Raw genomic sequence first — 25,046 nt, forward strand, 5'->3', positions numbered from 1 at the left:
AACTTAGTTTTAATCTGGATTTACTTCATGGCATGTAGCATCTGATATGGAATCAGTCACTCTCTTCACCCAGGCCCAACCACTCATTTTATTACCCTCGTAATCCAGCTCAAGCTCAGTAGCGCTACCATCCGTGAAATGGCGAGCACTTGATTTCGTGGATGAAAAGTAGCATTCAGCATCTACTTTAACTTCTTTTTTTTCATCACACCCAGCTATGAGAATTAGTGATGATAACATCGTAACGAGGATGATTTTCATAATAACAACGGGTGAGCATTCTATTTTTCTGAAGGAAGGCAATAGTACATATTTTATCCCCCTTAGTCTATACGCAGGGCCACCGCAACCAATCCTCACTACGGGGCATAAGAGTGAGAGAACAACACAATGTCCAAAAGTGATTAATTCCTATGTTTGAAGTGGTTATTCATATATGCAATAGTTAACTTGTAGTTATAATTACCATAATAAATTAGTTTATTTACCGCTGTGTACCGTGATAGCAGCGGTTTTTTTTTGTTTAATCGCACTGTAGTTTTGCTTAAGCATCACACTTCCAGGCAATCATCTGATGTGATTTTTGTCTGATAGTTGAAAATAGATAAATAATGGCTGCCACATGGCGGCCTTTTTCATTGTGCACAGAAAACCTCCAGCTAGGCTGGAGGTTCCGTAAAGCGATTGGCAGCATCTTAAGAAAGCTGTGCGAATAGAGAAGTGTGAATGTTCTAGAAGCAGAATGTGTGCGGATCACATCCATATACTTCTGGAAATCCTATCGAAGATGAGCGTATCCGGCTTTATGGGAGATCTGAAAGGGGAAAGCAGTCTGATGTTGTATGCGCAGTTATAACTCTCGTATCCGGATAGCCCGTTTACGGGCCGTAATTAACTAAGTTTGATGCAAATGTCAGATCGTATGCGCCTGTTAGGACGCGGCTGGTAAGAGAGCCTGATAGGCGTATCAGAAAAACCTCCGGCTATGCCGGAGGATATTCTGCTCATTCGAAAACCGGATCGCCGTCGCCGGGGAAAAAATCATCCGCAGGCTTTACCGTGAGATCAATCACAGACGGATCGTATTTCATCGCCAGGAAGCGCTCACGATATAGATGGTAGGACGCTTCGCAGACGTTACTGGTGAAATAGGCGTTATAACCTCCACCAACGGCCGCGCCTGCGACGGGAATCGTTTGAGCTAGTTTTGCTTTGGTGAGTCGAATCCCAAGACTGTTGGCAATCTGCTTAATAATCCTCACAAACACTTGTTTTTCCAACTCTTCCCAGACCACTTTCTTGGCGACCTGTTGCGATATTTTTACCAGTTGTGCCATGGCGACATTTTTCGCCATAGTCGATGAAGCAGAAGATAGCCCCAAAATATTAAAGGCAAAAAGTCGTTCTTCTTGACGGGTGATATCAAAACCGTAATACGTCGCATATTCGCCAATGGCTCGTAGATTCAATGTAATGAGAGTAGGTATATCGATAGCCATCCCTGCAATCCCCATCATGCCCGTGCCTGCACCTTCCGCCAGTGCGATGCCCTTATACTTAGCTGCCAGCCAGCCAACGGTTTTATCGATGTCCTCAAGACGCAACGTTTCAATATCTTCATATCGATTGATGTGGACATGCCCGTCATTACGGAACTCTTCGAAAATCGCCTCTGGTCGCACTGACCACAGTGCGGCATCGTTACAGACTCCCACCAGACCCTGCACAGAAGATTGAATGGCTTCGCCGACGACGGGTGTAGAAAGCATCAACTCTCCGGCGCTGTTAAGAGGTTTACTGATTAAATCAAATGATTTAGCCAGAAAACCGCGTTGTGGGTTTTTCCAGTCGTGGATTTGCTGAAGTGCATTTTTATCGTAATTGATCAGTTTCATGTTATTCCTTGCCTGCCGGCCATCAGTATTTTATGACGTGAGTTTGATACTAAAGTTATCGGCAATAAAAATGTGTAGATGAGTATTTTTAAGTCCTTTTGAAAACAGACGGCAAAAGCAAAGGAGTGGGCTAAGAATCATACAGAATGGTGAGGTTAGTTGATGGAAAAGAATACTTAAGATTAGGCATGTAATGCTGCGTCATATTGGCTGGACTAGCTGGGTGAGTGGTTTAAACATTTTGCTGGTGGCTGCAGTCTAAACGAGAGTATTAATGAGTGGCGGTTTATCCCAACTAATATCTTGATTTTGCGACATTTAATAGAGGCTCAATGCATAGTGTGGCATCAGAAGAGTATGCATCACGCCGGATAGTCCGGCAAAAGAAGTCTGATATAAAAACTGTGGCGTGTATGGTACGGATAAGCGGGAAAAATGTCAGCACATTTAGGACAGGAATCGTGGGGTATAAGAGGTAGAAACATAAAGCCCGCAGCGATGTGCGGGCCAGACAGCTTAGCGGACTACCAGTACCGAACACTCCGCATGACGCACCACGGCTGCGGCGTTAGACCCCAGCAGGTAGGTGGTGATGTCAGGTCGATGTGAGGCAATAATGACCATATCAGCCGGTAATTTTTTGGCCATCTCCAGAATCTTATCTTTTGGCGCACCTTCTGTGACATGAACGTGCACTCTGTCCGTTGGGATATTGAACTTCTTGATAATCTCTTCCAGTTGAGATTTTGCTTCGGCTTTCAGATCTTCCATGGCCGGTAACTCTGCCGAGTAGGCCAATCCCAGGGAAGCATAATAGGGCAGTGACGGAATTACGGTCAAAAAATGAACCTGTGCATCGTCAATTTTTGCCTCTGCTTCAACATGGGCAATAACACGTTGAGTTAATTCTGAGTCTGAAATATCGATGGGTACAAGAATCGTTCTGTTCATAAAACCTCCTGTTTAAGTATCCACCCAAAGCTTACCGCGTAATGGCACTTTATGTACAATGACAAAGATCACATTTTGGCATCACTTTATTTTTATTTCAGGAAACTTTCCTTTTATTACCCCATCGTAAAATCGACCTTTAGAAACGACGCTCAGGAAATCACGAAAAATACGAGCAGGGACATGCTGATATTGCAGAGTAGACAACTGGTGAAAGCGAATTTCTAGCGTGCGGGAGGATTCGTCATAGCCGACGGATGCAATACGGGATGATTTTACAGGATGATGATTCATTGCAGGTATCCTCTACTACAGGTCTTAATGCAAGATATCATCTATCAAAGATGTGTTTTAGCGCAACAGATATAATGTTTTGATCTGGATAAAACAGAATTGTTAGAACATAAAGAGAGCCCGCTGTTGCCAGCGGGCTGACGGATTAGAACTGGTAAACCATACCCAGTGCTACTACGTCATCAGTAGAGATGTCGTTTTGGCTGTAGAAGTTTTTATCTTCATCCAGCAGGTTGATTTTGTAATCAACATAGGTGGAGAAGTTTTTGTTGAAGTAGTAAGTAGCGCCTACGGATGCATATTTCACCAGATCCTGGTCGCCATCAGATCCGTTTACACCCAGATCCTTACCTTTAGACATCAGGAAAGAAACTTCCGGACGCAGACCGAAGTCGAACTGGTATTGCGCAGTCACTTCAAAGTTCTGAGTTTTGTTGGCAATCGTATTATCACTACCGTTTGAGCCACCATAAGGGGTCATGTTGCGGGTTTCGGAGTACATGGTTGCCAGGTAGATGTTGTTCGCGTCGTATTTCAGACCAACTGTCCACGCGTCAGCTTTATCACCGCCCGCGGTAGAATCGTTAACCTGCTCGTTAGTACGGTCAGAAGAGGTATATGCTGCACCGAAGCTTACACCCATACCCAAATCGTAGGTCGAGGAGATACCGAAGCCGTCACCGTTGGAGTTCTTCATGTTACGATCGTCGCCACCGTTATTGGTGCCTTCCTGCTCTGGTGACTGATTTTCGTTCGCGCCCTGGTACTGCAACGCCACGTTCAGACCGTCAACCAGACCAAAGAAGTCGGTATTACGGTAGGTCGCCACGCCGTTCGCACGACCGGTCATGAAGTTGTCTGCTTTGGTGTAAGAGTCGCCACCGAATTCCGGCAGCATATCGGTCCAGCCTTCAACGTCGTACATTACGCCGTAGTTACGGCCGTAGTCGAATGAGCCGTAGTCGCCGACTTTAATACCTGCGAATGCCAGACGAGTCCAGGAGTCGCCTTTATCACCTTCGGTGCCGTTAGCCTGAACCTGATATTCCCACTGGCCATAACCGGTGATCATATCGTTAACCTGAGTTTCGCCTTTGAAGCCCATACGCATATAAGTCTGATCGCCATCACTGTTAGCGTCATCAGAGAAATAATGCAGGCCGTCTACTTTGCCATAGAGATCTAATTTGTTGCCGTCTTTATTATAAACTTCAGCCGCGTGAGCAGCGCCTGCAGCCAGCAGGGCAGGAATTACGAGAGCCAGTACTTTTCTGTTCATTGAAATAATCCTTTAGTTTTTTTATTAACCTGTGACTACCCATGTAGGGAGTAAAAGCATGCTAAAGGAGAAGTTCCGTAAAGGGATAAATATGAATTGTTACGCCTTAAGTAAAACCTTAAATAAATAATTCTACGGAAATGATGATAGTTGTGGTGAATGTATTGGTGACAAATATATAAAATAAAAATTATACAAGTGAAGTGTGTTGGGCTATTCTGCGCGTGTTATATGCCTTTATTGTCACGTTTTATTTTTCGTTGACGTATTGATAGCTATTATTAATTAGCCAGCGAATAAATTGACAAGCCCGAACAACTGTTCGGGCTTTTTTTTTGGGTTCCAGGTTAATACTGAGATAAAAGCATTACTCGGTACCGCTCTTTTCCGCTTTTCCAGCCAACTGCGCAAGGAAGTCGTAGCGTTTTTGCAGATCGGCTGCGGCGTCTTTCCAGAGCTGTTCTGCGACTTCTGGCTGTTGGGCATTCAGGCGACGGAAGCGCTGCTCGTTAAGCAATGTTTCGGCCAGGGCGTCTGACGGTGGCCGAGAGTCCAGCGCCAGCGGCAGCTTACCTTCATCTGCTCGACGTGGATCAAAGCGGTACAGCGGCCAGAACCCGGTTGCCGTGAGCTGACGCATCTGATCATGGCTTAGTGCGAGATCGTAACCATGCTCTTCACATGGGCTATACGCGATAATCAGCGACGGACCTGGATAGGCTTCCGCTTCCTGGATAGCTTTCACCGTCTGGTTCAACTGCGCGCCCAGAGAGATTTGTGCAACATACACGTGCCCGTACATCATCATACTGACGCCAAGATCTTTGCGAGCTTTGCGCTTGCCATGCTCACCAAATTTAGTGACGGCCCCGAGCGGCGTAGCTTTCGACGCTTGTCCGCCTGTATTGGAGTAACACTGGGTATCCAGTACCAAAATATTGACGTTCTCGGTCAGGCTCAGGACGTGATCCAGTCCCCCAAAACCAATATCGTAAGCCCAGCCATCACCGCCAATCAGCCAGATAGATTTCTCGACCAGCGCATCGGCATCGGTTAACAACTGCTGTGCGCCGTCGACATCTTTCAGGTGCTGGCGCAGTGCTGCAACTTGCTCACGGCGCACCTCTGGCGTAGCTTCATTGTGCAGGGCGTCATTCAGTTCAGCCGGAATGTTATCAGCAAACTGTTCCACTAAACGCATGACGCGTACACGGTGCTGATCCACCGTCAGGCGGAAGCCCAGCCCAAACTCGGCGTTATCCTCAAACAGGGAGTTTGCCCACGCAGGCCCGCGACCATTGGCGTCGGTAGTATAAGGCGTTGAGGGCAGGTTACCGCCATAAATTGATGAACAGCCGGTCGCATTGGCGATCAGCATGCGGTCGCCGTACAACTGCGTAAGCAATTTGATATACGGCGTTTCACCACAGCCAGAGCAGGCCCCAGAGTACTCAAACAGCGGTGTTATCAACTGCGAGGTACGAATATCAATGCGTTCCAGTTTAGTGCGATCGATTTCCGGCAGATTGAGGAAGTAGTCATAGTTAACTTTTTCTTCTTCCACGTGCTCAAGGCGCGACATCATATTGATGGCCTTGATCTCCGGGTTCTGGCGATCTTTCGCCGGGCATACTTCGACGCACAGATTACACCCGGTGCAATCCTCTGGCGCAACCTGCAGGACATATTTCTGACCGCGCATATCGCGTGATTTCACATCCAGAGAATGCAGGCTGGCAGGGGCATTTTCCATCGCTTCTGGTGAAACCACTTTGGCGCGGATAGCCGAGTGCGGGCAGGCGGCTACGCAGTGGTTACACTGGGTACACAGCTCTTCTTTCCAGATGGGGATCTCTTCGGCGATATTGCGTTTTTCCCAACGCGTGGTGCCCATCGGCCAGGTGCCGTCTGGCGGCAGCGCTGAAACGGGGAGGGCATCGCCCAGACCGGCGAGCATTGCCGCGGTGACGGTTTTCACGAAATCAGGTGCGGCATCAGAAACCACCGGTGGGCGATTAGCGCTATGTGGATCAACTGGCTGAAGCGCCACTTCGGCGACGGATTCACGCGCCAGGGCCAGCGCCTGCCAGTTACGTTCAACCAGATCCTGCCCTTTGCTGCTATAGCTTTTCGCAATCGCACCCTGCAATTCAGCCAGAGCGCTGTCGCCTGGTAAGATTTGCGTCAGATGGAAGAACGCCATCTGCATAACGGTGTTAATACGTGCAGCCAGACCGCACTCGCGGGCGATTTTGGCCGCATTAATCACGTAGAAACGCGCTTTCTTCTGATTCAGAACAGCCTGAACTTCCTGCGGCAGACGTGTCCAGACTTCATCCACACTGTACGGGGTATTAAGCAGGAATATACCGCCAGGTTTCAGGCGCTCAGCCATCTGATACTTATCGATAAATTGCAACTGGTGACAACCAACAAAATCGGCTTGCGACACCAGATACGCTGAGCGAATAGGTTGTTCACTAACGCGCAGGTGAGAAACCGTCAGACCGCCTGCTTTTTTCGAGTCATAGACGAAATAACCCTGCGCATACCACGGCGTAGAGTTACCGATAATCTTGATGTTGTTTTTGGTGGCCGACACGCTACCGTCACTGCCCAGCCCGTAAAACAGTGCCTCGAGCTTCGCGGTACCGGGCAGGGTGTTTTCCGGTAACGGTAGCGACAAGTTGGTGACATCATCATAGATACCGACCGTAAAGCGAGATTTCGGCTTCGCGCTACTCAGCTCATTAAAGACCGCCATGACGCAGTCCGGGCCAAACTCTTTGGAAGAAAGGCCATAACGCCCGCCAATCACCCGCGGTAGCGTTTCTCGTTCGCCGCAGTTAAAGGCTTCCGCCAGCGCGGTCATTACATCCAGATACAACGGTTCAGCTTGCGCGCCGGGCTCTTTGGTGCGATCCAGGACGGCGATGCTCCGTACCGTTTCCGGCAGGGCGCGCAGTAAATGTCTGGCAGAGAATGGGCGGAACAGACGCACTTTCAGAACGCCTACTTTCTCGCCGCGTGCCAGCAGCTCTTCGACGACTTCTTCACTGGTTCCAATCGCCGAGCCCATCAAAATAATGACGCGTTCTGCCTGCGGGTGACCGTAGTATTCAAATGGCTGGTACTGACGGCCCGTCGCAGCAGCGAAATCGTTCATCGCCTGTTCTACGTGATCGTAAACCGCGTTGTACCACGGGTTTGTTGCTTCGCGCGACTGGAAGTAGGTGTCCGGGTTCGCAGACGTACCGCGAATAACCGGATGCTCCGGGTTGAGCGCGCGCGCGCGGTGAGCATCAATTTCTGCCTGTGGCATCAGCCCGAGGATTGTGTCATCGGCCAGCGGCACTATTTTATTAATTTCATGCGATGTGCGAAAACCATCAAAGAAATGAATAAACGGGACCCGGCTTTTCAGGGTGGCCATTTGCGAAATTAGCGCAAAGTCCTGAGCTTCCTGAACGCTGCTGGCGCATAGCAGTGCGCATCCCGTCTGGCGCACCGCCATCACGTCGGAATGATCGCCAAAGATGGATAATGCGTGAGTGGCAATCGTACGCGCCGCAACGTGCAGCACAAACGGAGTCAACTGACCGGCCAGTTTGTACAGCGTCGGGATCATCAGCAACAGGCCCTGCGATGAAGTAAACGACGTAGAGAGCGCACCGGTCTGCAACGCGCCGTGAACGGTCGCTATCGCACCGCCTTCCGACTGCATTTCTACGACACGAGGGGTATCCCCCCACACGTTTTTAAGCCCGTTCCCGGCCCAGGCATCCGCCTGTTCCGCCATCGTCGAACTGGGCGTAATCGGGTAGATGGCGATAACCTCGCTGGTACGAAATGCGACCGAAGCAACCGCACCATTACCGTCAATTGTGATCATACTGACACCCTTACATTGCGCAAAAAAAGGGACACGCGTAACAGCGGCGAATCCTGTAGTTATCCTTTTAGTTTAGCAAAAGCGCTAAAGACAGATTTTCGCTTTTGTGTCCCCCGAATAAACAGAATGAATGGTTTGATCAAAGGAGCAGCCAAAAAATTGCCAGAAAATGTAAACAGTGCGCATAAATGCGCATATTGCCTCTCGACGGCGGTGTTTCCGCTGCCTATTATTTATGGCTGTGTCGTTTGGTTAATATTCAGAGGGGAGTAAGATGCGCGCAGCGTTTTGGGTAGGGTGTGCCGCGTTATTATTATCGGCTTGTAGTAGTGAACCTGTTCAGCAGGCAACCGCCGCGCATGTCGCACCGGGGATGAAGGCCGCAATGTCCAGTTCTGGAGAAGCTAATTGCGCCATGATTGGTGGTTCGCTCTCCGTTGCCCGTCAGCTGGATGGTTCAGCTATCGGAATGTGTGCGTTACCCAACGGCAAACGCTGTAGTGAGCAGTCGCTTGCCGCCGGAAGCTGTGGCAACTATTAAGCCACCGCGTTTCCTACATTAAATCCGCGAGTTTATACGTCAGCGTTTGTTCTGCTGTCGCCAGTGTTAACTGGTCAGCAGTCAGATCGACCTGTGCGCCTTGCTTAAACATGTCGCTGACGATCCCGTCGAGCGCGTTAAGTTGTGGATCGGCGCACATCATGCGGGTCATCGCCATATCTTTAACCTTCAACTCGCCGTCGGACAGTTTGCCCTGACCGTGGAATTGATTACACATCTTTCCCGATACCGTCATGTTTTCGCCAAAACTCAATTCGGGTGGGTTATTAGCGACGGTGACGGCTTTACCATTCACGCTCTGCAAAACGAAGCGGTGATGCTGCAACTGTTCGCGATTGACGGAAACTTTTCCATTGCTCACACAGCCAGCCATCAGCATGCTGAGCGCAATCAACGTGACAACTTTTTTCATTCAATTTCTCTACGTTTGTGACGGGAATACATTCAATATAATAATGATACTGAAGATTTTAGCATCGGTGATTATCTGAAAATGCCCCCCTGAATCCAGGGGAGCACAGGGATTAGAAGAGGGCGTTTGGACAGGTTTCGCCTTTGGAGATCTGTGCCAGATTTTGCAGCGTGGTCTCAGAAATGCTGGTCAATGCTTCGGCAGTCAGGAATGCCTGGTGACCGGTGAACAGCACGTTATGACAGGCCGACAGGCGGCGGAACACATCATCCTGAATCACGTCATTGGATTTATCTTCAAAGAACAGGTCGCGTTCGTTTTCATACACGTCCATACCCAGAGAACCAATTTTCTGGTTTTTCAGCGCATCGATAGCGGCTTGTGAATCGATCAACGCCCCGCGGCTGGTGTTAATAACCATCACGCCATTTTTCATTTGCTCAAAGGCTTCGTGATTGAGCAGGTGATAATTCTCCGGCGTTAACGGACAGTGCAGGGAGATGACATCGGACTCCGCGAACAGCGTTTTAAGATCGACATATTCAACGCCTAACTCCAGTGCGGCAGCGCTTGGGTAGGGATCAAACGCCAGCAGGCGCATCCCAAAACCTTTCAGGATCCGCAGTGCCGCAATCCCAATCTTACCGGTACCGATCACCCCAGCCGTTTTGCCATACATGGTAAAGCCGGTCAGCCCCTCAAGGGAGAAGTTGGCATCACGAGTACGCTGATAGGCGCGGTGAATACGGCGATTCAACGTCATCATCATGCCAATCGCATGTTCAGCGACGGCTTCCGGTGAATAGGCTGGCACACGGACGACCTGCAGGCCGAGCTCTTTTGCCGCGTCGAGATCGACGTTATTGAAGCCGGCGCAACGCAGCGCAATATATTTCACGCCATGCTTTTTCAGCTCTTCCAGAACCGGGCGGCTGCCATCGTCGTTGACGAAGATACAGACGGCTTCACAGCCATGGGCTGTTTTGGCTGTTTTCTCCGTCAGCAGAAAGTCAAAGAATTCAAGTTCAAAACCAAAAGCCTCGTTAACCTGCTGCAGATACTTCTTGTCGTACTGTTTTGTACTATAGATGGCGAGTTTCATAAGACTTTCTCCAGTGATTTTGACGTCACATTAATCCAATTCAAATTATTTTACAAAATCTAAAAAGTTATTGATAGTCATAGGCGTAATGAATAATTTCAGCGCATCTGTTGTTAGTGTGGGCAGGTTACTCAATTTCAACAACTGGATATTTTTCCGTCCAACTTAATACCCGTAATCGATGCAGGTAAAAAGCCAGCCGAATCACATCCAGACAGCTACGCTTATACAGGTAGCAAATATCGGGAGGGGTCATGTTAACTCACTCTGAAGCAAAGCGATGGGCCACCTTAATGCTTAAGGCGGCATTATGTGATGGTATGAAACCTGAGGAGATTTCCCGGCAGGTACATCTGGTCTGCGATCATCATGGTAGGGAGTGCCTCGAAGAGCTCATTGAGGAAATTCTGATAGAAGCTGGTCGTTTAGGACCTAAACATAGCGATGGAGAACTGAGGCCTCATTGAGTCTGAGTTCTTTATATTCCCGACGGCACGTGTAACAGCGTGCCATATAAAATAATGCACTATATTATTGAATTGATTATTATTTTATTAATTCTCGTTGATTGATAAATAGTGCATATACTTCATGGGAATTTATTCTTAATGTGGGCATATCCTGTTAAACATGCCACAATACTGGCCTAAACCGGCTTAAATTTTCGCTAAATCAGGATATTAACTACCCATGAAGGGTAAATATAAAGCCGCTCTGGCACTTCTCTTATTATTGATTCTCGTGCCGCTGACGTTGGTCATGACGCTTGGCCTGTGGGTTCCTACGCTGGTGGGCGTCTGGTTACCTGTTGGCACGCGCATCGCGCTGGATGAGAGCCCACGGTTGACACGGCATGGGCTGCATATCCCGGAACTCCGCTATCTGGTCGATGATTGCCCGCTAGCGCGCATTACTCAGGCCGAACTTTCCCATCCCAGCCGCTGGTTGCTCAATGTCGGGACTATTGAGCTGGATTCCGCTTGCCTGGCTAAATTACCGCAGACAGAAGCGTCTCCGGCAGCGCCCAAAACGCTGGCTGAATGGCAATCGATGCTGCCCAATACCTGGATTAACATCGACAAAGTTATTCTCTCCCCCTGGCAGGAGTGGCAGGGAAAACTGTCTCTTTCGCTAACGCCATCGACCCAGCAACTGCGCTACCAGGGTGAAAAAGTGAAATTCCAGGGGCGTCTGCACGGGCAAAATCTCACGGTAAATGAGTTGGATATAGCCGCGTTTGAAGGGCAACCGCCGGTAAAACTGGTCGGTGAATTTACCATGCCGCTGGTTCCTGATGGACTACCGGTGAGCGGTCATGCGGTTGCTACTCTGAGCTTGCCGCAGGAGCCCTCACTGGTGGACGCCGAACTGGAGTGGCAAGAAAACAGCGGACAACTGATCGTCATGGCGCGGGACAATGCCGATCCGTTGCTCGATCTTCCGTGGGAAATAACCCGCCAGCAATTAACCATCAGCGACGGTCGCTGGAACTGGCCTTATCAGGGATTCCCGCTCAGCGGGCGGTTGGGCATGAAAGTTGAAAACTGGCAGGCCGGGCTGGAAAATGCGGTGGTGAGCGGGCGTCTGAACATACTGACCCAAGGCGATGCAGGTAAAGGAAACGCCGTATTAACGCTGGGGCCGGGTAAGCTGGGTGTGGATAGTAGCGACATGCCGTTACAGTTGATAGGCGAGGCGAAACAGGGTGACCTGATCTTCTACGCCAAATTACCCGCCAGACTCACCGGAAGCCTGAACGACCCGCAGCTGGCTTTCGAGCCAGGAGCGCTGCTGCGTTCGCGTGGACGGGTGATTGACTCGCTGGATATTGACGAAATTCGCTGGCCGCTGGCGGGCGTAAAAGTAACGCAGCGCGGCGTAGATGGCCGTCTGCAGGCTATATTGCGCGCGCATGAAAACCAGATGGGCGGTTTTGAATTGCATCTGGATGGTCTGGCAAATGATTTTCTCCCTGATGCGGGTCGCTGGCAGTGGCGGTACTGGGGCAAAGGCAGCTTTACGCCAATGCATGCGCGTTGGGACGTGGCGGGTAAGGGCGAATGGCATGACAACACCCTGAAGCTTTTTGATCTCTCCACCGGATTTGACCACCTGCAATACGGCACCATGAAGGTAGATACCCCACGCCTGGTGATGGACGAGCCGATCGTCTGGGTACGGGATGCCAACAAGCCGACTTTTAGCGGCGCGCTGTCGCTGGACGCAGGGAACACCACCTTTACCGGGGGGAGCGTGTTACCGCCGTCAACCCTGAAGTTCAGCGTGGAAGGTACCGACCCGACGATTTTCCAGTTTAAAGGCCAGCTTCACGCGGGCGCGATAGGTCCAGTACAGGTAAATGGACGTTGGGACGGGATCCGCCTGCGCGGACAGGCCTGGTGGCCAAAACAATCGCTCACCGTATTCCAACCGCTCATCCCACCAGACTGGAAAATGAAGCTACGTGAAGGTGAACTGTATGCGCAGGTTGCGTTTTCGGCTGCTCCGGAACAGGGCTTTGAAGCGGGCGGCCATGGGGTATTAAAAGGCGGTAGCGCCTGGATGCCCGATAACCAAATTAATGGCGTCGATTTTGTGTTGCCTTTCCGGTTTAGTGAAGGCGCATGGCAACTGGGTACGCGTGGACCTATTTCACTGCGTATTGCGGAAGTGGTGAATCAGGTGACGGTGAAAAATATCGCCGCCGATCTACAGGGGGCGTATCCTTGGAGTGAAGACAATCCGTTACTGTTAAGCGATGTCAGCGCCGAACTGCTGGGGGGCAAAGTCATCATGCAACAACTGCGGATGCCGCAGCACGATCCGGCATTATTACGGGTGCAGAATATCTCTTCCAGCGAGCTTATCAGCGCGGTTAATCCCAAGCAATTCGCCATGTCTGGCCCGGTCAGCGGTGCGTTGCCGTTATGGCTGGATAACGAAAAGTGGATCATTAAAGACGGCTGGCTGACCAACCCGGGGCCTATGACGCTGCGTATTGATAAAGACACGGCGGATGCCGTCGTCAAAGATAATATGGCAGCCGGTGCGGCCATTAACTGGCTGCGTTATATGGAAATAAGCCATTCCTGGACGAAAATAAATTTGGATAATCTCGGTGACTTAACCATGCAGGCAACCGTGACTGGCAATAGCCGCGTTGATGGCAAAGTGGGGACGGTTAATTTGAATTACACCCATGAGGAAAACGTCTTTACGTTATGGCGTAGTTTGCGTTTTGGCGACAATTTACAGGCATGGCTTGAACAAAATGCAGCGCTGCCGGAATCCCATTGCCTGGAAGGCAAGGAATGTGAGGAACAACAATGAAAACGATAGCTGCCATGCTGGGTCTGCTGGCTTCATCTCTGCTGATCGGCTGCACACCCAGAATCGAAGTGGCTGCGCCTAAAGAGCCGATCACTATTAATATGAACGTCAAGATCGAGCATGAGATCCATATCAAAGTCGATAAAGACGTTGAGAGCTTATTAAAATCGCGCAGCGATTTGTTCTGAGGTCACGATGAAAAAACAGCTTGCAGTGATCCTGGTGGCATTGAGTTTATTCAGTGGCAATGGGTGGGCATTGACCTTGAATGAAGCCAGATCCCAGGGGCGGGTGGGCGAAACGCTTAATGGTTATCTGGTGGCATTGCAAACCGACGCCGAAACGCAGGCGCTGGTGAGTGAGATTAATAAAGCACGCAGCGCCAGCTATCAGCAACTGGCTGAGAGCAATAACATTCCTCCAGATGAAGTGGCGAAAATGGCTGGACAAAAGCTGGTCGCTCGGGCTAAACCAGGGGAGTACGTCCAGGGCATCAATGGTAAGTGGTTGAGAAAATAATGACGAAGTTGTAGATAGAATCCGATTTGTTTTTACTCCAAAGGAAAGTATTAGGCGGGTATTGATAATTAATTCACTATAGTCAAGACCGCAAATTATCAAGGAGCGATGATGACGCTTTATCAGATCAAGCCCGCCTTTCAGACTCTTTTACGCCCATTGATGTTTTGGCTGCATAAGAATGGCGTCACGGCGAATCACGTAACTCTCGCCGCAATGGCGCTTTCTTTTGTGACCGGCGGCGTACTGGTGATTTTCCCCCAACCCGAATATTTTGTTCTTCTGCCCATCGTGCTGTTTATCCGAATGGCGCTTAATGCGCTCGACGGCATGCTGGCGCGTGAATGTCACCAACAATCGCGCCTTGGGGCTATTCTAAACGAAAGCGGGGATATTCTTTCTGATATAGCGCTTTATCTGCCGTTTATGCTTCTCCCTGACAGTAACGTAATACTGGTTATGGTGATGCTGTTTTGTGCGGTAATGACGGAGTTTTGCGGCGTTCTGGCGCAAACGATTAATGGTGTTCGCAGCTATGCCGGACCGCTGGGCAAAAGTGACCGGGCGCTGGTATTTGGCGCATGGGGCCTGGCACTGACTCTGTGGCCGCAGCTTGTACAGTGGAACAATGTGTTGTGGGGTATTGCTACCCTCCTGCTGCTATGGACGGTGGTTAATCGCTGTAAGAGCGCATTATGCGAAGAGGGGACGAAATGATGCTGCTGGAGCAGTCACTTGCGGTCATTTTTGCACTGCTGCTGGTTGCAACGGTGGTGAATGGCTTGCTGGTGTGGCGACGGCCGGATAAAGACTGGCGGGAACTGACATTACGTATTCGCACCTGGTGGCTAATCATCATCCTGTTTTCTCTTGCGATTTTAAGCCCACACTGGTTGGCACTGATCTTTTTCGCGCTGGTCAGCTTCATGGCGTTAAAGGAGTTTTTAACGCTGGTGCCGTCGCGTCAGACCGATCGCATGCCGTTGCTGTGGATGTTCATTGCTATTCCGATTAACTACTGGCTGATTGGCATTAACTGGTACGGTATGTTTGTGGTGTTTATCCCGGTCTACGCTTTTTTATTCTTACCCGTGCGGATGGTCATTGCGGGCGATACTCATGGCTTCTTGCGCTACGCCTCGCAGCATCACTGGAGCCTGATGACTACCGTGTTTGCCTTCAGCCATGTCGCTTTTTTGCTGGTTCTGCCTGATGACGGCAAACAAACCGGTGCATTGCTGGTGCTGTTCCTGGTTGGCTTAACGGAATTCAACGATATTGCGCAGTACCTTTGGGGTAAATCAATTGGGCGCATCAAAGTCATGCCCAAAGTCAGTCCTAATAAGACGCTGGCGGGACTGGTCGGCGGAGTAGCGACCACCACGCTGATGGCGGCGCTGCTTGGGCCACTGATGACGCCGTTAAGCATTCCATTGTCATTGTTGGCGGGTTTTATTATCGGCATCAGTGGCTTTTGTGGGGATGTGGTGATGTCAGCAATCAAACGCGATATCGGCGTGAAGGACAGCGGAACATTGCTGCCGGGTCATGGTGGGATCCTTGACCGGCTGGATTCTCTGATCTTCACCGCGCCGGTATTTTTCCATTTCATTCGTTACTTTTGCTACTAACTTATGCTGAGTTCAATTCTGCGAACGCTGTTTACGCTGTGTATTGTCTGGCCGGTGATTTGGCTGTGGCTGGGGTTACGTATCAAGCACCGGGAACGTTTACCTGCATGCGGTCCGGCAATTATCGTTGCCAATCACAACAGCCATATGGATGTTTTTGCGCTGCTTTCGCTCTTTCCGCTGCGCCGCCAGTCGTCGGTCCATCCGGTGGCTGCCGCTGACTATTTCCTGCGTAATAAAGCAATGGCCTGGTTTGCGCTAAATATTCTCAACATTATTCCCATTTCGCGAAAAGGCGGAGAAACTAATCCGTTAGCGCAGTGTGAACAGGCATTACGCGACGGAAAGATTCTGATCCTCTTTCCGGAAGGTACGCGGGGTGAACCTGGAAAATTGTCATCGTTGAAATCTGGATTGTGGCATCTGAGCCAGCATGTACCGGAGGTACCGATCATTCCCGTCTGGCTACGTGGCACAGAATCTGTGATGGCGAAAGGGAACCGTATACCGCTGCCGCTGTTTATTGACGTCAATATTGGCAGAACGTTGCATTTTCATGGGGATAAACACCTCTTTATGAACGGACTCAGACAGCAACTGTTGCTGTTGGAGCAACAAACTAAAGGATTACATTCGCATGACTAATACACGAATACCTGACGAACGACATTTTGTGACCAGCGACAACACTGAACTGTTTTTCCGCCACTGGCCGGCTACGGCGCCGGGGTCGACGACGAAAGTGATCGTCATGTTCCATCGCGGTCACGAACATTCCGGACGGTTGCAGCATATTGTGGATGAGCTGGCGATGCCGGACACCGCATTCTATGCCTGGGATGCTCGTGGTCACGGCCACTCTCCAGGCCAGCGCGGCTATAGCCCTTCTCTGGCGCGTTCGGTACAGGATGTTGAAGAGTTTGTGCGTTTCGCTGCCGCTGACAGTCATGCCGCAATGGAAGATGTGGTGGTCGTGGCTCAGAGCGTTGGCGCGGTATTGGCCGCAACCTGGGCTCATGACTATGCCCCCGCTATTCGTGGATTAGTACTGGCATCACCGGCTTTCAAAGTTAAATTGTATGTGCCGTTTGCCCGTCCTGGACTGGCGCTGATGCAACGACTGCGCGGTCTGTTTTTCGTTAACTCTTATGTTAAAGGAAAATACCTGACGCACGATGTCGATCGTGTAGCGAGCTTTAATCTTGATACCCAGATCACCCGTGCCATTGCGGTGAACATTCTGCTGGATCTCTACAAAACAGCAGAACGCATTGTCAGCGATGCCGCCGCCATTACGATGCCTGTGCAATTGCTGGTGTCCGGGGATGATTTTGTCGTGCATCGCCAGCCGCAAATTGATTTTTATCAGCGCCTGAGAAATCCTCTCAAGGAGCTGCACGTGTTGCCGGGGTTTTATCACGATACGCTGGGGGAGAAAGACCGGCATCTGGCGTTCGACAAAATGCGTAATTTCATTACCACCTTATATGCTATGCCACTGCAGCGTTTTGATTACAGCAACGAAGATCGCTGGAGCCCTGGCGCTGATACCTGGCGGATGCTCAGCGGGGGACCCGCGCCATATTCTCTCGACGACATTGCGTATCGTGGCCTGCGCTATGGCATGAAGCTTCTCGGGACACAATCGGCAGGAGTTCGTCTGGGATTTGAAACCGGCTTTGATTCGGGGAGTACGCTGGATTACGTCTATCGTAATCAGCCGCAGGGCAGCAGCGCGCTGGGGCGTTTGATTGACAAAAACTACCTCAATAGCGTGGGCTGGAAAGGGATCCGTCAACGTAAGATTCATCTGCAGATGTTGATTAGCCAGGCGGTCGCACAACTGGCGGAGCAGGGCACGCCGGTACATGTGGTGGATATTGCTGCCGGACACGGGCGTTATGTGTTCGATGCGTTGGCTGGCGAATCGGCGGTACGCTCAATTTTACTGCGCGATTACAGTAAATTGAATGTGAATATAGGGCGGGAAATGATCGCCAGCAGAGGTCTGACTGACATTGCACGCTTTGAACAAGGCGATGCCTTCAACCGTGAAGAACTGGCGGCATTGGAACCTCGTCCTACTCTGGGGATTGTCTCTGGTTTGTACGAGCTTTTTCCAGATAATTTGCTGGTTAAAAACTCTCTGGCCGGGCTTGCAGATGCGATAGCGCCAGGGGGCCTATTGATATACACCGGGCAGCCGTGGCATCCGCAGCTTAAAACGATAGCCTGGTCGCTGACCAGTCATAAAGACGGCAAAGCATGGGTTATGCGCGTGCGTACGCAGGGTGAAATGGATGCGTTGATTCGCGAGGCGGGCTTTGAGAAGTGCACCCAACTGATTGATGAATGGGGGATTTTCACCGTTTCTATGGCGGTACGCCGTGCTTCCTGAACAGCGTAAAGTTATGGTGCAGGCGGTGGGCTGGTTACTGCTGCTGGCACCATTTTTTTTCCTTACGTACGGCAAGGTGAATCAGCTTACCGCCTGGCAAGATGCTCAGTATCAGAACGTTGGTAGCATCGTCTTTGGTTGGGAATCTGCCATTCCTTTTATTCCGTGGACCATCATCCCGTACTGGAGTCTGGATCTGTTTTACGGGTTATCCCTGTTTGTTTGCACCACGCGTTTCGAGCAGCGTCGATTGGTGCTCAGACTGGTACTGGCATCGTTGATTGCCTGCGGCGGTTTTTTACTGTTCCCGTTACAGTTTAGCTTTACCCGCCCCGAAGTGACGGGCGCGGCGGGTTGGCTGTTTGCACAGCTCGAACAGTTCGATCTGCCCTATAACCAGTCGCCGTCGCTGCATATCATTCTCTGCTGGCTGCTGTGGCGGCATTTCAGTCGCCATTTGTCCGGCGGCTGGCGCAGACTGTGCGATGGCTGGTCTTTACTGATCGCGCTATCGGTGTTGACCACCTGGCAGCATCACTTTATCGATATTATTACCGGGCTGGTGGCTGGCATGCTGATTGACTGGATGGTACCGGAACAATGCCGCTGGCGCTGGTGCAAACCGGATGTAGCCTGTCTGAGGCTGATGCGCCGCTACCTGCTGGGCTCGGCATTATGTTTTATTACCGCTGCGTTGCTGACGCCATGGTTGTTATGGCCAGCGCTGGCCTTGTTGATGGTCGGCTGCGGTTACGCTGGATTCGGCGCGGTGGTGACGGCCAAAGATTTACAGGGTCGACTGCCTCCCTCTGTTTACTGGCTATCATTACCGTGGCGTTCAGGAATGTGGCTGTCGATGCTCTGGTTCACCCGCCGTATACCGGCAGTAAGTCCGATTGTGGCTGGCGTATATCTCGGCAGTTTTCCGCGCTGCGCGCCGGCGCAAAAGGCGGTGCTCGACTTAACCTTTGAGTTTTCGCGTGGACGGGCGACAGCCTCGCACACTTATCATTGTGTACCGATGCTGGATTTAGTGATCCCACATGAAGCCGAGCTACAGCAGGCGGTGGACAGTCTGGAAACTCTGCGTGTGCGGCAGGGAACTGTGCTGGTGCACTGTGCCTTAGGATTGTCGCGCAGTGCAATGGTGGTCGCAGCGTGGCTGTTGCGTTATGGCCATGCGCCGACGGTAGAGCATGCCGTGGTGCAAATTCGAGCAAGTCGACCACATGTGGTGCTGACTGATAAACATCTGGAGATGCTGCAACAATGGCAACGGAAAGTGACAATGTAACAGATGCTGAGGTGCTTCAGCACGCTTTGCTACGGCACACGCTGGCAAGCTGGCGCTTCATTCTGCTTTTTTCCCTCCCGCCGATGGTGTGGGCGCTGTTTGTTGCTTCACCAGGTGTCGTGCGCGCCGTCATTGCATTGCTGTGCGCTGTGGTCTGGTTTGGTTGTTGGCGACTGTGGCTCGACCAGCGCTATTTTTCGCTGATTAATAAGCAAAACAACAAGCAGGCCGGAAACGCTTTGTACTTTATCTGGCGACGCGAACGGCTGAAAGCCCTGACGCTGGCTGAACGCCAGTCAGGTGCATTGCGACAATGTCGAAAAACGCTCTGTCTTGTTACAGTTCTGTGGGCTTTCTGGTTGGTGCTGCTAATGTAGTATTCATCTGACTTATTCATCGACATCGCAATAGTTGCCACACGGCATCAAACTGAGGCTGATATAGTTCAACACCGGTCGCGTTGCGGAGTGAAATCATGTGGCTTTTCAAGTGGTATGTCTGGAATCGTTGGATATTCAAGCTGTTAAGCCGGGATGTTGCCGAGCCAGAACAATTTTTGCTGCATTGCTGGGAAGAGAATCTGGCGAAGTGCAGAGATTATGCAACCATCTGGCGTGATATTAACCGCATTCACGGCAAACAGGTGCAGGTAAAGAAGTAAATGCTGGAGAAACCCTCCCACCGGATGGTGAGAGGGTGAATTATCAGGCAGCGACGACGCTGTCGATAGCGGCTTTCGCATCGGACTGCGCTTTGGACGCCACTTCCGGGCCGTACGCAATGCCTTCAGCAAAGACGACGTTCACGTCGGTGATGCCGATAAAGCCCAGGAATACGTTCAGATACGGCGTGATCAGGTCGGTCGGCGTATCTTTATGGATACCACCACGGCTGGTCAATACGACTGCGCGTTTACCCGTCACCAGACCTTCCGGACCTTTCTCGGTATAACGGAAAGTCACACCTGCACGGGCAATCAGATCGAAATAGTTTTTCAGCTGGGTTGGGATGTTGAAGTTATACATCGGCGCGGCGATAACAATCACATCATGCGCTTTCAGCTCAGCAATCAGCTCATCGGACAACGCCAGCGCTTCCTGCTGACGCGGTGTCAGCGGTGCATCGCTCGGGCGCAGCGCACCCACTAGTTCGCCATCCAGTACCGGAACAGGATTTGCAGCCAGGTCACGGACGGTGATTTCATCAGCGGAGTGCTTTTCACGCCACTGTTCAACAAAATAATCAGACAACTGACCAGACTGAGAGTACCCTGCCAGAATACTGGATTTAAGAACTAATACCTTGCTCATGGGTGTTTCCTTTTATGTGTTTGAAGGGGGAGTGCCCCGTTGCTTGTTGACACTTTATTCACAATCCTGTCGCAGTGATAGCGCAATATATCGAATCCTATGTTCGAAATTATTGAACAACACATGAAAAGCGCTGATGTGGTACTCTATACCTATCATCTAAAAGAGATTTAACCCGGCAGAGCACTGCCTTTTAACGCTATGACAGAACAACAAAAATTAACCTTCAACATGTTGCAGCAACAGCTGGATTCACTGATGCTGCGTGACAGACAGCGTTTTGCCCGCCGCCTGCAGGGCGTGAAGAAGGTTAAAAATCCTGATGCACAACAGGCCATTTACCAGGAGATGGCAAAAGAGATTGATCACGCTGCAGGTAAAGTTGTGCTGCGTGAAGCCGCGCGTCCGGTCATCAGCTACCCGGAAAACCTGCCCGTCAGTCAGAAAAAACAGGATATTCTGGAAGCGATACGCGATAACCAGGTGGTGATTGTCGCCGGGGAAACGGGGTCAGGGAAAACCACTCAGTTACCCAAAATCTGTATGGAGCTCGGGCGCGGGGTAAAAGGGCTGATCGGCCATACCCAGCCGCGTCGTCTGGCGGCGCGTACCGTGGCGAACCGTATTGCAGAAGAGCTGCAAACCGAGCCGGGCGGTTGTATCGGTTATAAAGTCCGTTTTAGCGATCATGTCAGCGACAACACCATGGTTAAGCTGATGACGGACGGTATCTTGCTGGCGGAAATCCAGCAGGATCGGCTGCTGATGCAGTACGACACCATCATCATCGATGAAGCGCATGAGCGCAGCCTGAATATCGATTTTCTGCTCGGCTATCTGAAAGAGCTTCTGCCGCGCCGTCCGGATCTAAAAATTATCATCACTTCGGCAACCATCGATCCGGAGCGTTTTTCAAAGCATTTCAATAATGCACCGATTATCGAAGTCTCTGGTCGAACCTATCCGGTGGAAGTTCGCTATCGTCCAATTGTTGAAGACGCAGATGACACCGAGCGTGACCAATTGCAGGCAATTTTTGATGCCGTAGATGAGTTAGGCCGTGAAAGTCAGGGCGACATTTTGATCTTCATGAGCGGCGAGCGCGAAATCCGCGATACCGCCGATGCGCTGAATAAGCTGGATTTGCGCCATACCGAAGTGCTACCGCTTTATGCGCGTCTTTCCAACAGCGAGCAGAATCGTGTGTTCCAGTCGCACAGCGGTCGCCGTATCGTGCTGGCGACCAACGTGGCGGAAACCTCGCTCACCGTTCCGGGGATCAAGTATGTGATTGATCCGGGTACTGCGCGTATCAGCCGTTACAGTTACCGCACCAAAGTTCAGCGCTTGCCGATTGAACCGGTGTCGCAGGCCTCTGCCAACCAGCGTAAAGGCCGTTGCGGTCGTGTTTCGGAGGGGATCTGTATTCGTCTGTATTCTGAAGACGATTTCCTGTCGCGCCCGGAGTTTACCGACCCGGAGATCCTGCGTACCAACCTGGCGTCCGTTATTTTGCAGATGACCGCCTTGGGGCTGGGCGATATCGCGGCGTTTCCGTTTGTTGAAGCGCCGGATAAACGTAACATTCAGGACGGTGTACGCCTGCTCGAAGAACTGGGGGCGATAACCACCGACGAACAGGCAACCGCTTACAAACTGACGCCATTGGGCCGTCAGCTCTCGCAACTGCCGGTGGATCCACGCCTGGCTCGCATGGTGCTGGAAGCGCAAAAACATGGCTGCGTACGTGAGGCGATGATTATCACCTCGGCGCTGTCTATTCAGGATCCGCGCGAGCGCCCGATGGACAAGCAGCAGGCCTCCGACGAGAAGCATCGCCGTTTCCACGACAAAGAGTCTGATTTCCTCGCATTTGTGAATCTGTGGAACTATCTCGGCGAGCAGCAGAAAGCGCTGTCGTCAAACCAGTTCCGTCGTCAGTGCAAACTTGATTTTCTGAACTACCTGCGCGTGCGTGAATGGCAGGATATCTACACGCAACTGCGCCAGGTGGTGAAAGAGTTGGGGATTCCTGTTAACAGCGAACCCGCTGAATACAGAGAGATCCACGTCGCGTTGCTGACCGGTTTACTGTCACATATCGGGATGAAAGATGCCGATAAACAGGAATTTACCGGGGCGCGTAACGCTCGCTTCTCGATCTTCCCAGGCTCTGGTCTATTTAAAAAACCGCCGAAGTGGACGATGGTAGCGGAGCTGGTGGAAACCAGCCGCCTGTGGGGACGTATTGCTGCACGCATCGATCCTGAGTGGGTCGAACCGGTTGCCCAGCATCTGATCAAACGTTCATACAGTGAACCGCACTGGGAACGTGCGCAGGGCGCGGTGATGGCAACAGAAAAGGTTACCGTCTACGGTTTACCGATTGTTGCAGCCCGTAAGGTGAACTACAGCCAGATTGATCCCGCGTTGTCGCGTGAACTGTTCATCCGCCATGCGCTGGTGGAAGGCGACTGGCAAACGCGCCATGCGTTTTTCCGTGACAATTTGAAGTTACGCGCTGAGGTGGAAGAGTTAGAGCACAAATCGCGCCGTCGCGACATTCTGGTTGATGATGAGACGCTATTTGAGTTTTACGACCAACGCATCAGCCATGATGTAGTCTCCGCGCGTCACTTTGACAGCTGGTGGAAAAAGATCAGCCGTGAAACGCCGGATCTGCTCAACTTTGAAAAGAGCATGCTCATCAAAGAGGGCGCGGAAAAAATCAGTAAGCTGGATTACCCGAACTTCTGGCATCAGGGCAATCTCAAACTACGGTTAAGTTACCAGTTCGAACCCGGAGCCGATGCGGACGGTGTGACCGTACATATTCCGCTCCCGCTGCTCAATCAGATCGAAGAGAGCGGTTTTGAATGGCAAATTCCGGGGCTGCGCCGTGAACTGGTTATCGCCCTGATTAAGTCTCTGCCGAAACCGGTACGACGCAACTTTGTGCCCGCGCCGAACTATGCGGAAGCGTTTTTAGGCCGCGTCACGCCGCTGGAACTGCCGCTGCTCGACTCGCTGGAGCGTGAACTGCGCCGCATGACCGGCGTGACCGTTGACCGTGAAGACTGGCATTGGGATCAGGTGCCCGATCACCTAAAAATCACCTTCCGGGTAGTGGATGATAAGAACAAAAAGCTGCAGGAAGGACGTTCGCTGCAGGATCTGAAAGACACACTGAAGGGTAAAGTTCAGGAAACATTGTCTGCGGTGGCGGATGACGGTATCGAACAGAGCGGGTTGCACATCTGGAGCTTCGGTCAGCTTCCGGAGAGTTACGAGCAAAAACGCGGCAACTATAAGGTCAAAGCCTGGCCAGCGCTGGTGGATGAGCGTGACAGCGTTGCCATCAAACTGTTTGATAACCCGCTGGAGCAACAGCAGGCGATGTGGTGCGGTTTACGCCGCCTGTTGTTGTTGAATATTCCTTCACCAATCAAATATTTGCATGAGAAACTGCCCAACAAAGCCAAGCTGGGGCTGTATTTTAACCCGTACGGTAAAGTGCTGGATTTGATTGACGACTGTATATCCTGTGGTGTGGATCAACTGATCGACGCCAACGGTGGTCCGGTGTGGACCGAAGAAGGCTTTGCGGCGCTGCATGAAAAAGTGCGGGCTGAACTGAACGATACGGTGGTGGATATTGCTAAGCAGGTCGAACAAATTCTGACCGCAGTGTTTAATATCAACAAACGTCTGAAAGGGCGCGTGGATATGACCATGGCGCTGGGGCTTGCGGATATCAAATCGCAGATGGGCGGGCTGGTGTACCGTGGATTTGTTACCGGCAATGGTTTCAAGCGTCTGGGCGATACGCTGCGTTATTTGCAGGCTATCGAAAAGCGTCTGGAAAAACTGGCTATCGATCCGCATCGTGACCGTGCGCAGATGCTGAAAGTAGATAGTGTGCAGCAAGCCTGGCAGCAGTGGTTCAATAAACTGCCTCCCGCGCGCCGTGAAGATGACGATGTCAAAGAGATCCGCTGGATGATAGAAGAGCTGCGCGTCAGCTATTTTGCCCAGCAGCTTGGTACGCCGTATCCGATTTCCGATAAACGTATTTTGCAGGCGATGGAGCAAATTTCGGGATAAATCGGTACCAGACAGCATACCGGGTAAGGTGACGTCACCGCCCGGTATGCAACCCGATAAAGTATTAAGATCA

The 25,046-nt window shown here is 51.1% G+C and carries 21 protein-coding genes and 1 pseudogene; 13 read left to right on the top strand and 9 right to left on the bottom strand.

Annotated features, from left to right (window positions below; translation table 11 throughout):
* Positions 1-9: 9 nt before the first annotated feature.
* The gene (locus HVZ39_RS26430) at positions 10-261 is read right to left on the bottom strand and encodes a hypothetical protein (RefSeq protein WP_131345881.1); all 252 of its coding nucleotides are present in this window, start codon (positions 259-261) and stop codon (positions 10-12) included.
* Positions 262-677: 416 nt separating this feature from the next.
* Here HVZ39_RS26430 and HVZ39_RS12545 point away from each other — a divergent pair.
* A pseudogene (locus HVZ39_RS12545) lies at positions 678-844 on the top strand (transposase); the annotation flags it as partial.
* A 160-nt stretch (positions 845-1,004) separates the two neighbouring features.
* Here the strand turns inward: HVZ39_RS12545 and HVZ39_RS12550 are convergent.
* The 5 genes from HVZ39_RS12550 to nifJ all read right to left on the bottom strand — a co-directional run bounded on the left by HVZ39_RS12550 (position 1,005) and on the right by nifJ (position 8,311).
* Complete coding sequence (locus HVZ39_RS12550; RefSeq protein WP_181633671.1) at positions 1,005-1,895, bottom strand: EcsC family protein; 891 nt, start codon at positions 1,893-1,895, stop codon at positions 1,005-1,007.
* Between the two features lie 516 nt (positions 1,896-2,411).
* Positions 2,412-2,846, bottom strand: coding sequence for a universal stress protein UspF (gene uspF / locus HVZ39_RS12555; protein WP_016153190.1), 435 nt, complete (start codon positions 2,844-2,846; stop codon positions 2,412-2,414).
* Positions 2,847-2,927: 81 nt separating this feature from the next.
* A complete protein-coding gene (locus HVZ39_RS12560) occupies positions 2,928-3,140 on the bottom strand; it encodes a KTSC domain-containing protein (RefSeq protein WP_016153189.1) in 213 nt (70 codons plus the stop codon).
* Between the two features lie 145 nt (positions 3,141-3,285).
* Complete coding sequence (gene ompC, locus HVZ39_RS12565) at positions 3,286-4,419, bottom strand: porin OmpC (protein WP_016156616.1); 1,134 nt, start codon at positions 4,417-4,419, stop codon at positions 3,286-3,288.
* Positions 4,420-4,786: 367 nt separating this feature from the next.
* Complete coding sequence (gene nifJ / locus HVZ39_RS12570; RefSeq protein ID WP_181633672.1) at positions 4,787-8,311, bottom strand: pyruvate:ferredoxin (flavodoxin) oxidoreductase; 3,525 nt, start codon at positions 8,309-8,311, stop codon at positions 4,787-4,789.
* Between the two features lie 274 nt (positions 8,312-8,585).
* Here nifJ and HVZ39_RS12575 point away from each other — a divergent pair, with 274 nt between their 5' ends.
* A complete protein-coding gene (locus tag HVZ39_RS12575) occupies positions 8,586-8,852 on the top strand; it encodes a DUF333 domain-containing protein (RefSeq protein ID WP_003020360.1) in 267 nt (88 codons plus the stop codon).
* Positions 8,853-8,865: 13 nt separating this feature from the next.
* Here the strand turns inward: HVZ39_RS12575 and hslJ are convergent, their stop codons facing one another.
* Positions 8,866-9,285, bottom strand: a complete 420-nt coding sequence (gene hslJ, locus HVZ39_RS12580) for a heat shock protein HslJ (RefSeq protein WP_016153186.1) — start codon at positions 9,283-9,285, stop codon at positions 8,866-8,868.
* 112 nt (positions 9,286-9,397) lie between these two features.
* Complete coding sequence (locus HVZ39_RS12585; protein WP_003833196.1) at positions 9,398-10,387, bottom strand: 2-hydroxyacid dehydrogenase; 990 nt, start codon at positions 10,385-10,387, stop codon at positions 9,398-9,400.
* A 690-nt stretch (positions 10,388-11,077) separates the two neighbouring features.
* On the opposite strand from HVZ39_RS12585, the gene HVZ39_RS12590 reads away from it, so the two are divergent.
* The 10 genes from HVZ39_RS12590 to HVZ39_RS12635 all read left to right on the top strand — a co-directional run bounded on the left by HVZ39_RS12590 (position 11,078) and on the right by HVZ39_RS12635 (position 20,220).
* Entirely contained in the window at positions 11,078-13,717 is a 2,640-nt protein-coding gene (locus tag HVZ39_RS12590; protein ID WP_181633673.1) for a YdbH family protein, read from the top strand.
* Positions 13,714-13,905 (top strand): YnbE family lipoprotein, encoded by a 192-nt coding sequence (locus HVZ39_RS12595; RefSeq protein ID WP_016156612.1) that lies wholly within the window; start codon positions 13,714-13,716, stop codon positions 13,903-13,905. The genes HVZ39_RS12590 and HVZ39_RS12595 overlap by 4 nt, the downstream gene beginning before the upstream one ends.
* A 7-nt stretch (positions 13,906-13,912) precedes the next feature.
* On the top strand, positions 13,913-14,236 hold the full coding sequence (locus tag HVZ39_RS12600) for a YdbL family protein (protein ID WP_016156611.1): 324 nt from the start codon (positions 13,913-13,915) through the stop codon (positions 14,234-14,236).
* Positions 14,237-14,347: 111 nt separating this feature from the next.
* Positions 14,348-14,953: a CDP-alcohol phosphatidyltransferase family protein gene (locus HVZ39_RS12605; protein WP_181633697.1), complete on the top strand. Its 606-nt coding sequence runs from the start codon at positions 14,348-14,350 to the stop codon at positions 14,951-14,953.
* Positions 14,950-15,867, top strand: coding sequence for a phosphatidate cytidylyltransferase (locus HVZ39_RS12610; RefSeq protein WP_049282413.1), 918 nt, complete (start codon positions 14,950-14,952; stop codon positions 15,865-15,867). The genes HVZ39_RS12605 and HVZ39_RS12610 overlap by 4 nt, the downstream gene beginning before the upstream one ends.
* Positions 15,868-15,870: 3 nt before the next feature.
* Complete coding sequence (locus HVZ39_RS12615; protein ID WP_047501707.1) at positions 15,871-16,512, top strand: lysophospholipid acyltransferase family protein; 642 nt, start codon at positions 15,871-15,873, stop codon at positions 16,510-16,512.
* Complete coding sequence (locus tag HVZ39_RS12620) at positions 16,505-18,265, top strand: bifunctional alpha/beta hydrolase/class I SAM-dependent methyltransferase (protein WP_181632482.1); 1,761 nt, start codon at positions 16,505-16,507, stop codon at positions 18,263-18,265. The genes HVZ39_RS12615 and HVZ39_RS12620 overlap by 8 nt, the downstream gene beginning before the upstream one ends.
* Positions 18,255-19,559 (top strand): phosphatase PAP2/dual specificity phosphatase family protein, encoded by a 1,305-nt coding sequence (locus HVZ39_RS12625; RefSeq protein ID WP_181632483.1) that lies wholly within the window; start codon positions 18,255-18,257, stop codon positions 19,557-19,559. Before HVZ39_RS12620 ends, HVZ39_RS12625 begins: the two co-directional genes overlap by 11 nt.
* Positions 19,535-19,936, top strand: coding sequence for a hypothetical protein (locus HVZ39_RS12630; protein WP_181632484.1), 402 nt, complete (start codon positions 19,535-19,537; stop codon positions 19,934-19,936). The genes HVZ39_RS12625 and HVZ39_RS12630 overlap by 25 nt, the downstream gene beginning before the upstream one ends.
* 98 nt (positions 19,937-20,034) lie before the next feature.
* Positions 20,035-20,220: a hypothetical protein gene (locus tag HVZ39_RS12635; RefSeq protein WP_016153181.1), complete on the top strand. Its 186-nt coding sequence runs from the start codon at positions 20,035-20,037 to the stop codon at positions 20,218-20,220.
* A 43-nt stretch (positions 20,221-20,263) separates the two neighbouring features.
* Here HVZ39_RS12635 and azoR read toward each other — a convergent pair whose 3' ends face one another.
* A complete protein-coding gene (gene azoR / locus HVZ39_RS12640) occupies positions 20,264-20,869 on the bottom strand; it encodes an FMN-dependent NADH-azoreductase (RefSeq protein ID WP_006684422.1) in 606 nt (201 codons plus the stop codon).
* A 201-nt stretch (positions 20,870-21,070) separates the two neighbouring features.
* Between azoR and hrpA the strand changes: the two genes are divergently transcribed.
* Complete coding sequence (hrpA, locus tag HVZ39_RS12645; protein WP_137380221.1) at positions 21,071-24,973, top strand: ATP-dependent RNA helicase HrpA; 3,903 nt, start codon at positions 21,071-21,073, stop codon at positions 24,971-24,973.
* Positions 24,974-25,046: the final 73 nt, after the last annotated feature.

This window comes from Citrobacter sp. RHB35-C21 (assembly GCF_013816515.1).
In the GTDB taxonomy this organism is placed as follows: Bacteria; Pseudomonadota; Gammaproteobacteria; order Enterobacterales; family Enterobacteriaceae; genus Citrobacter; species Citrobacter braakii.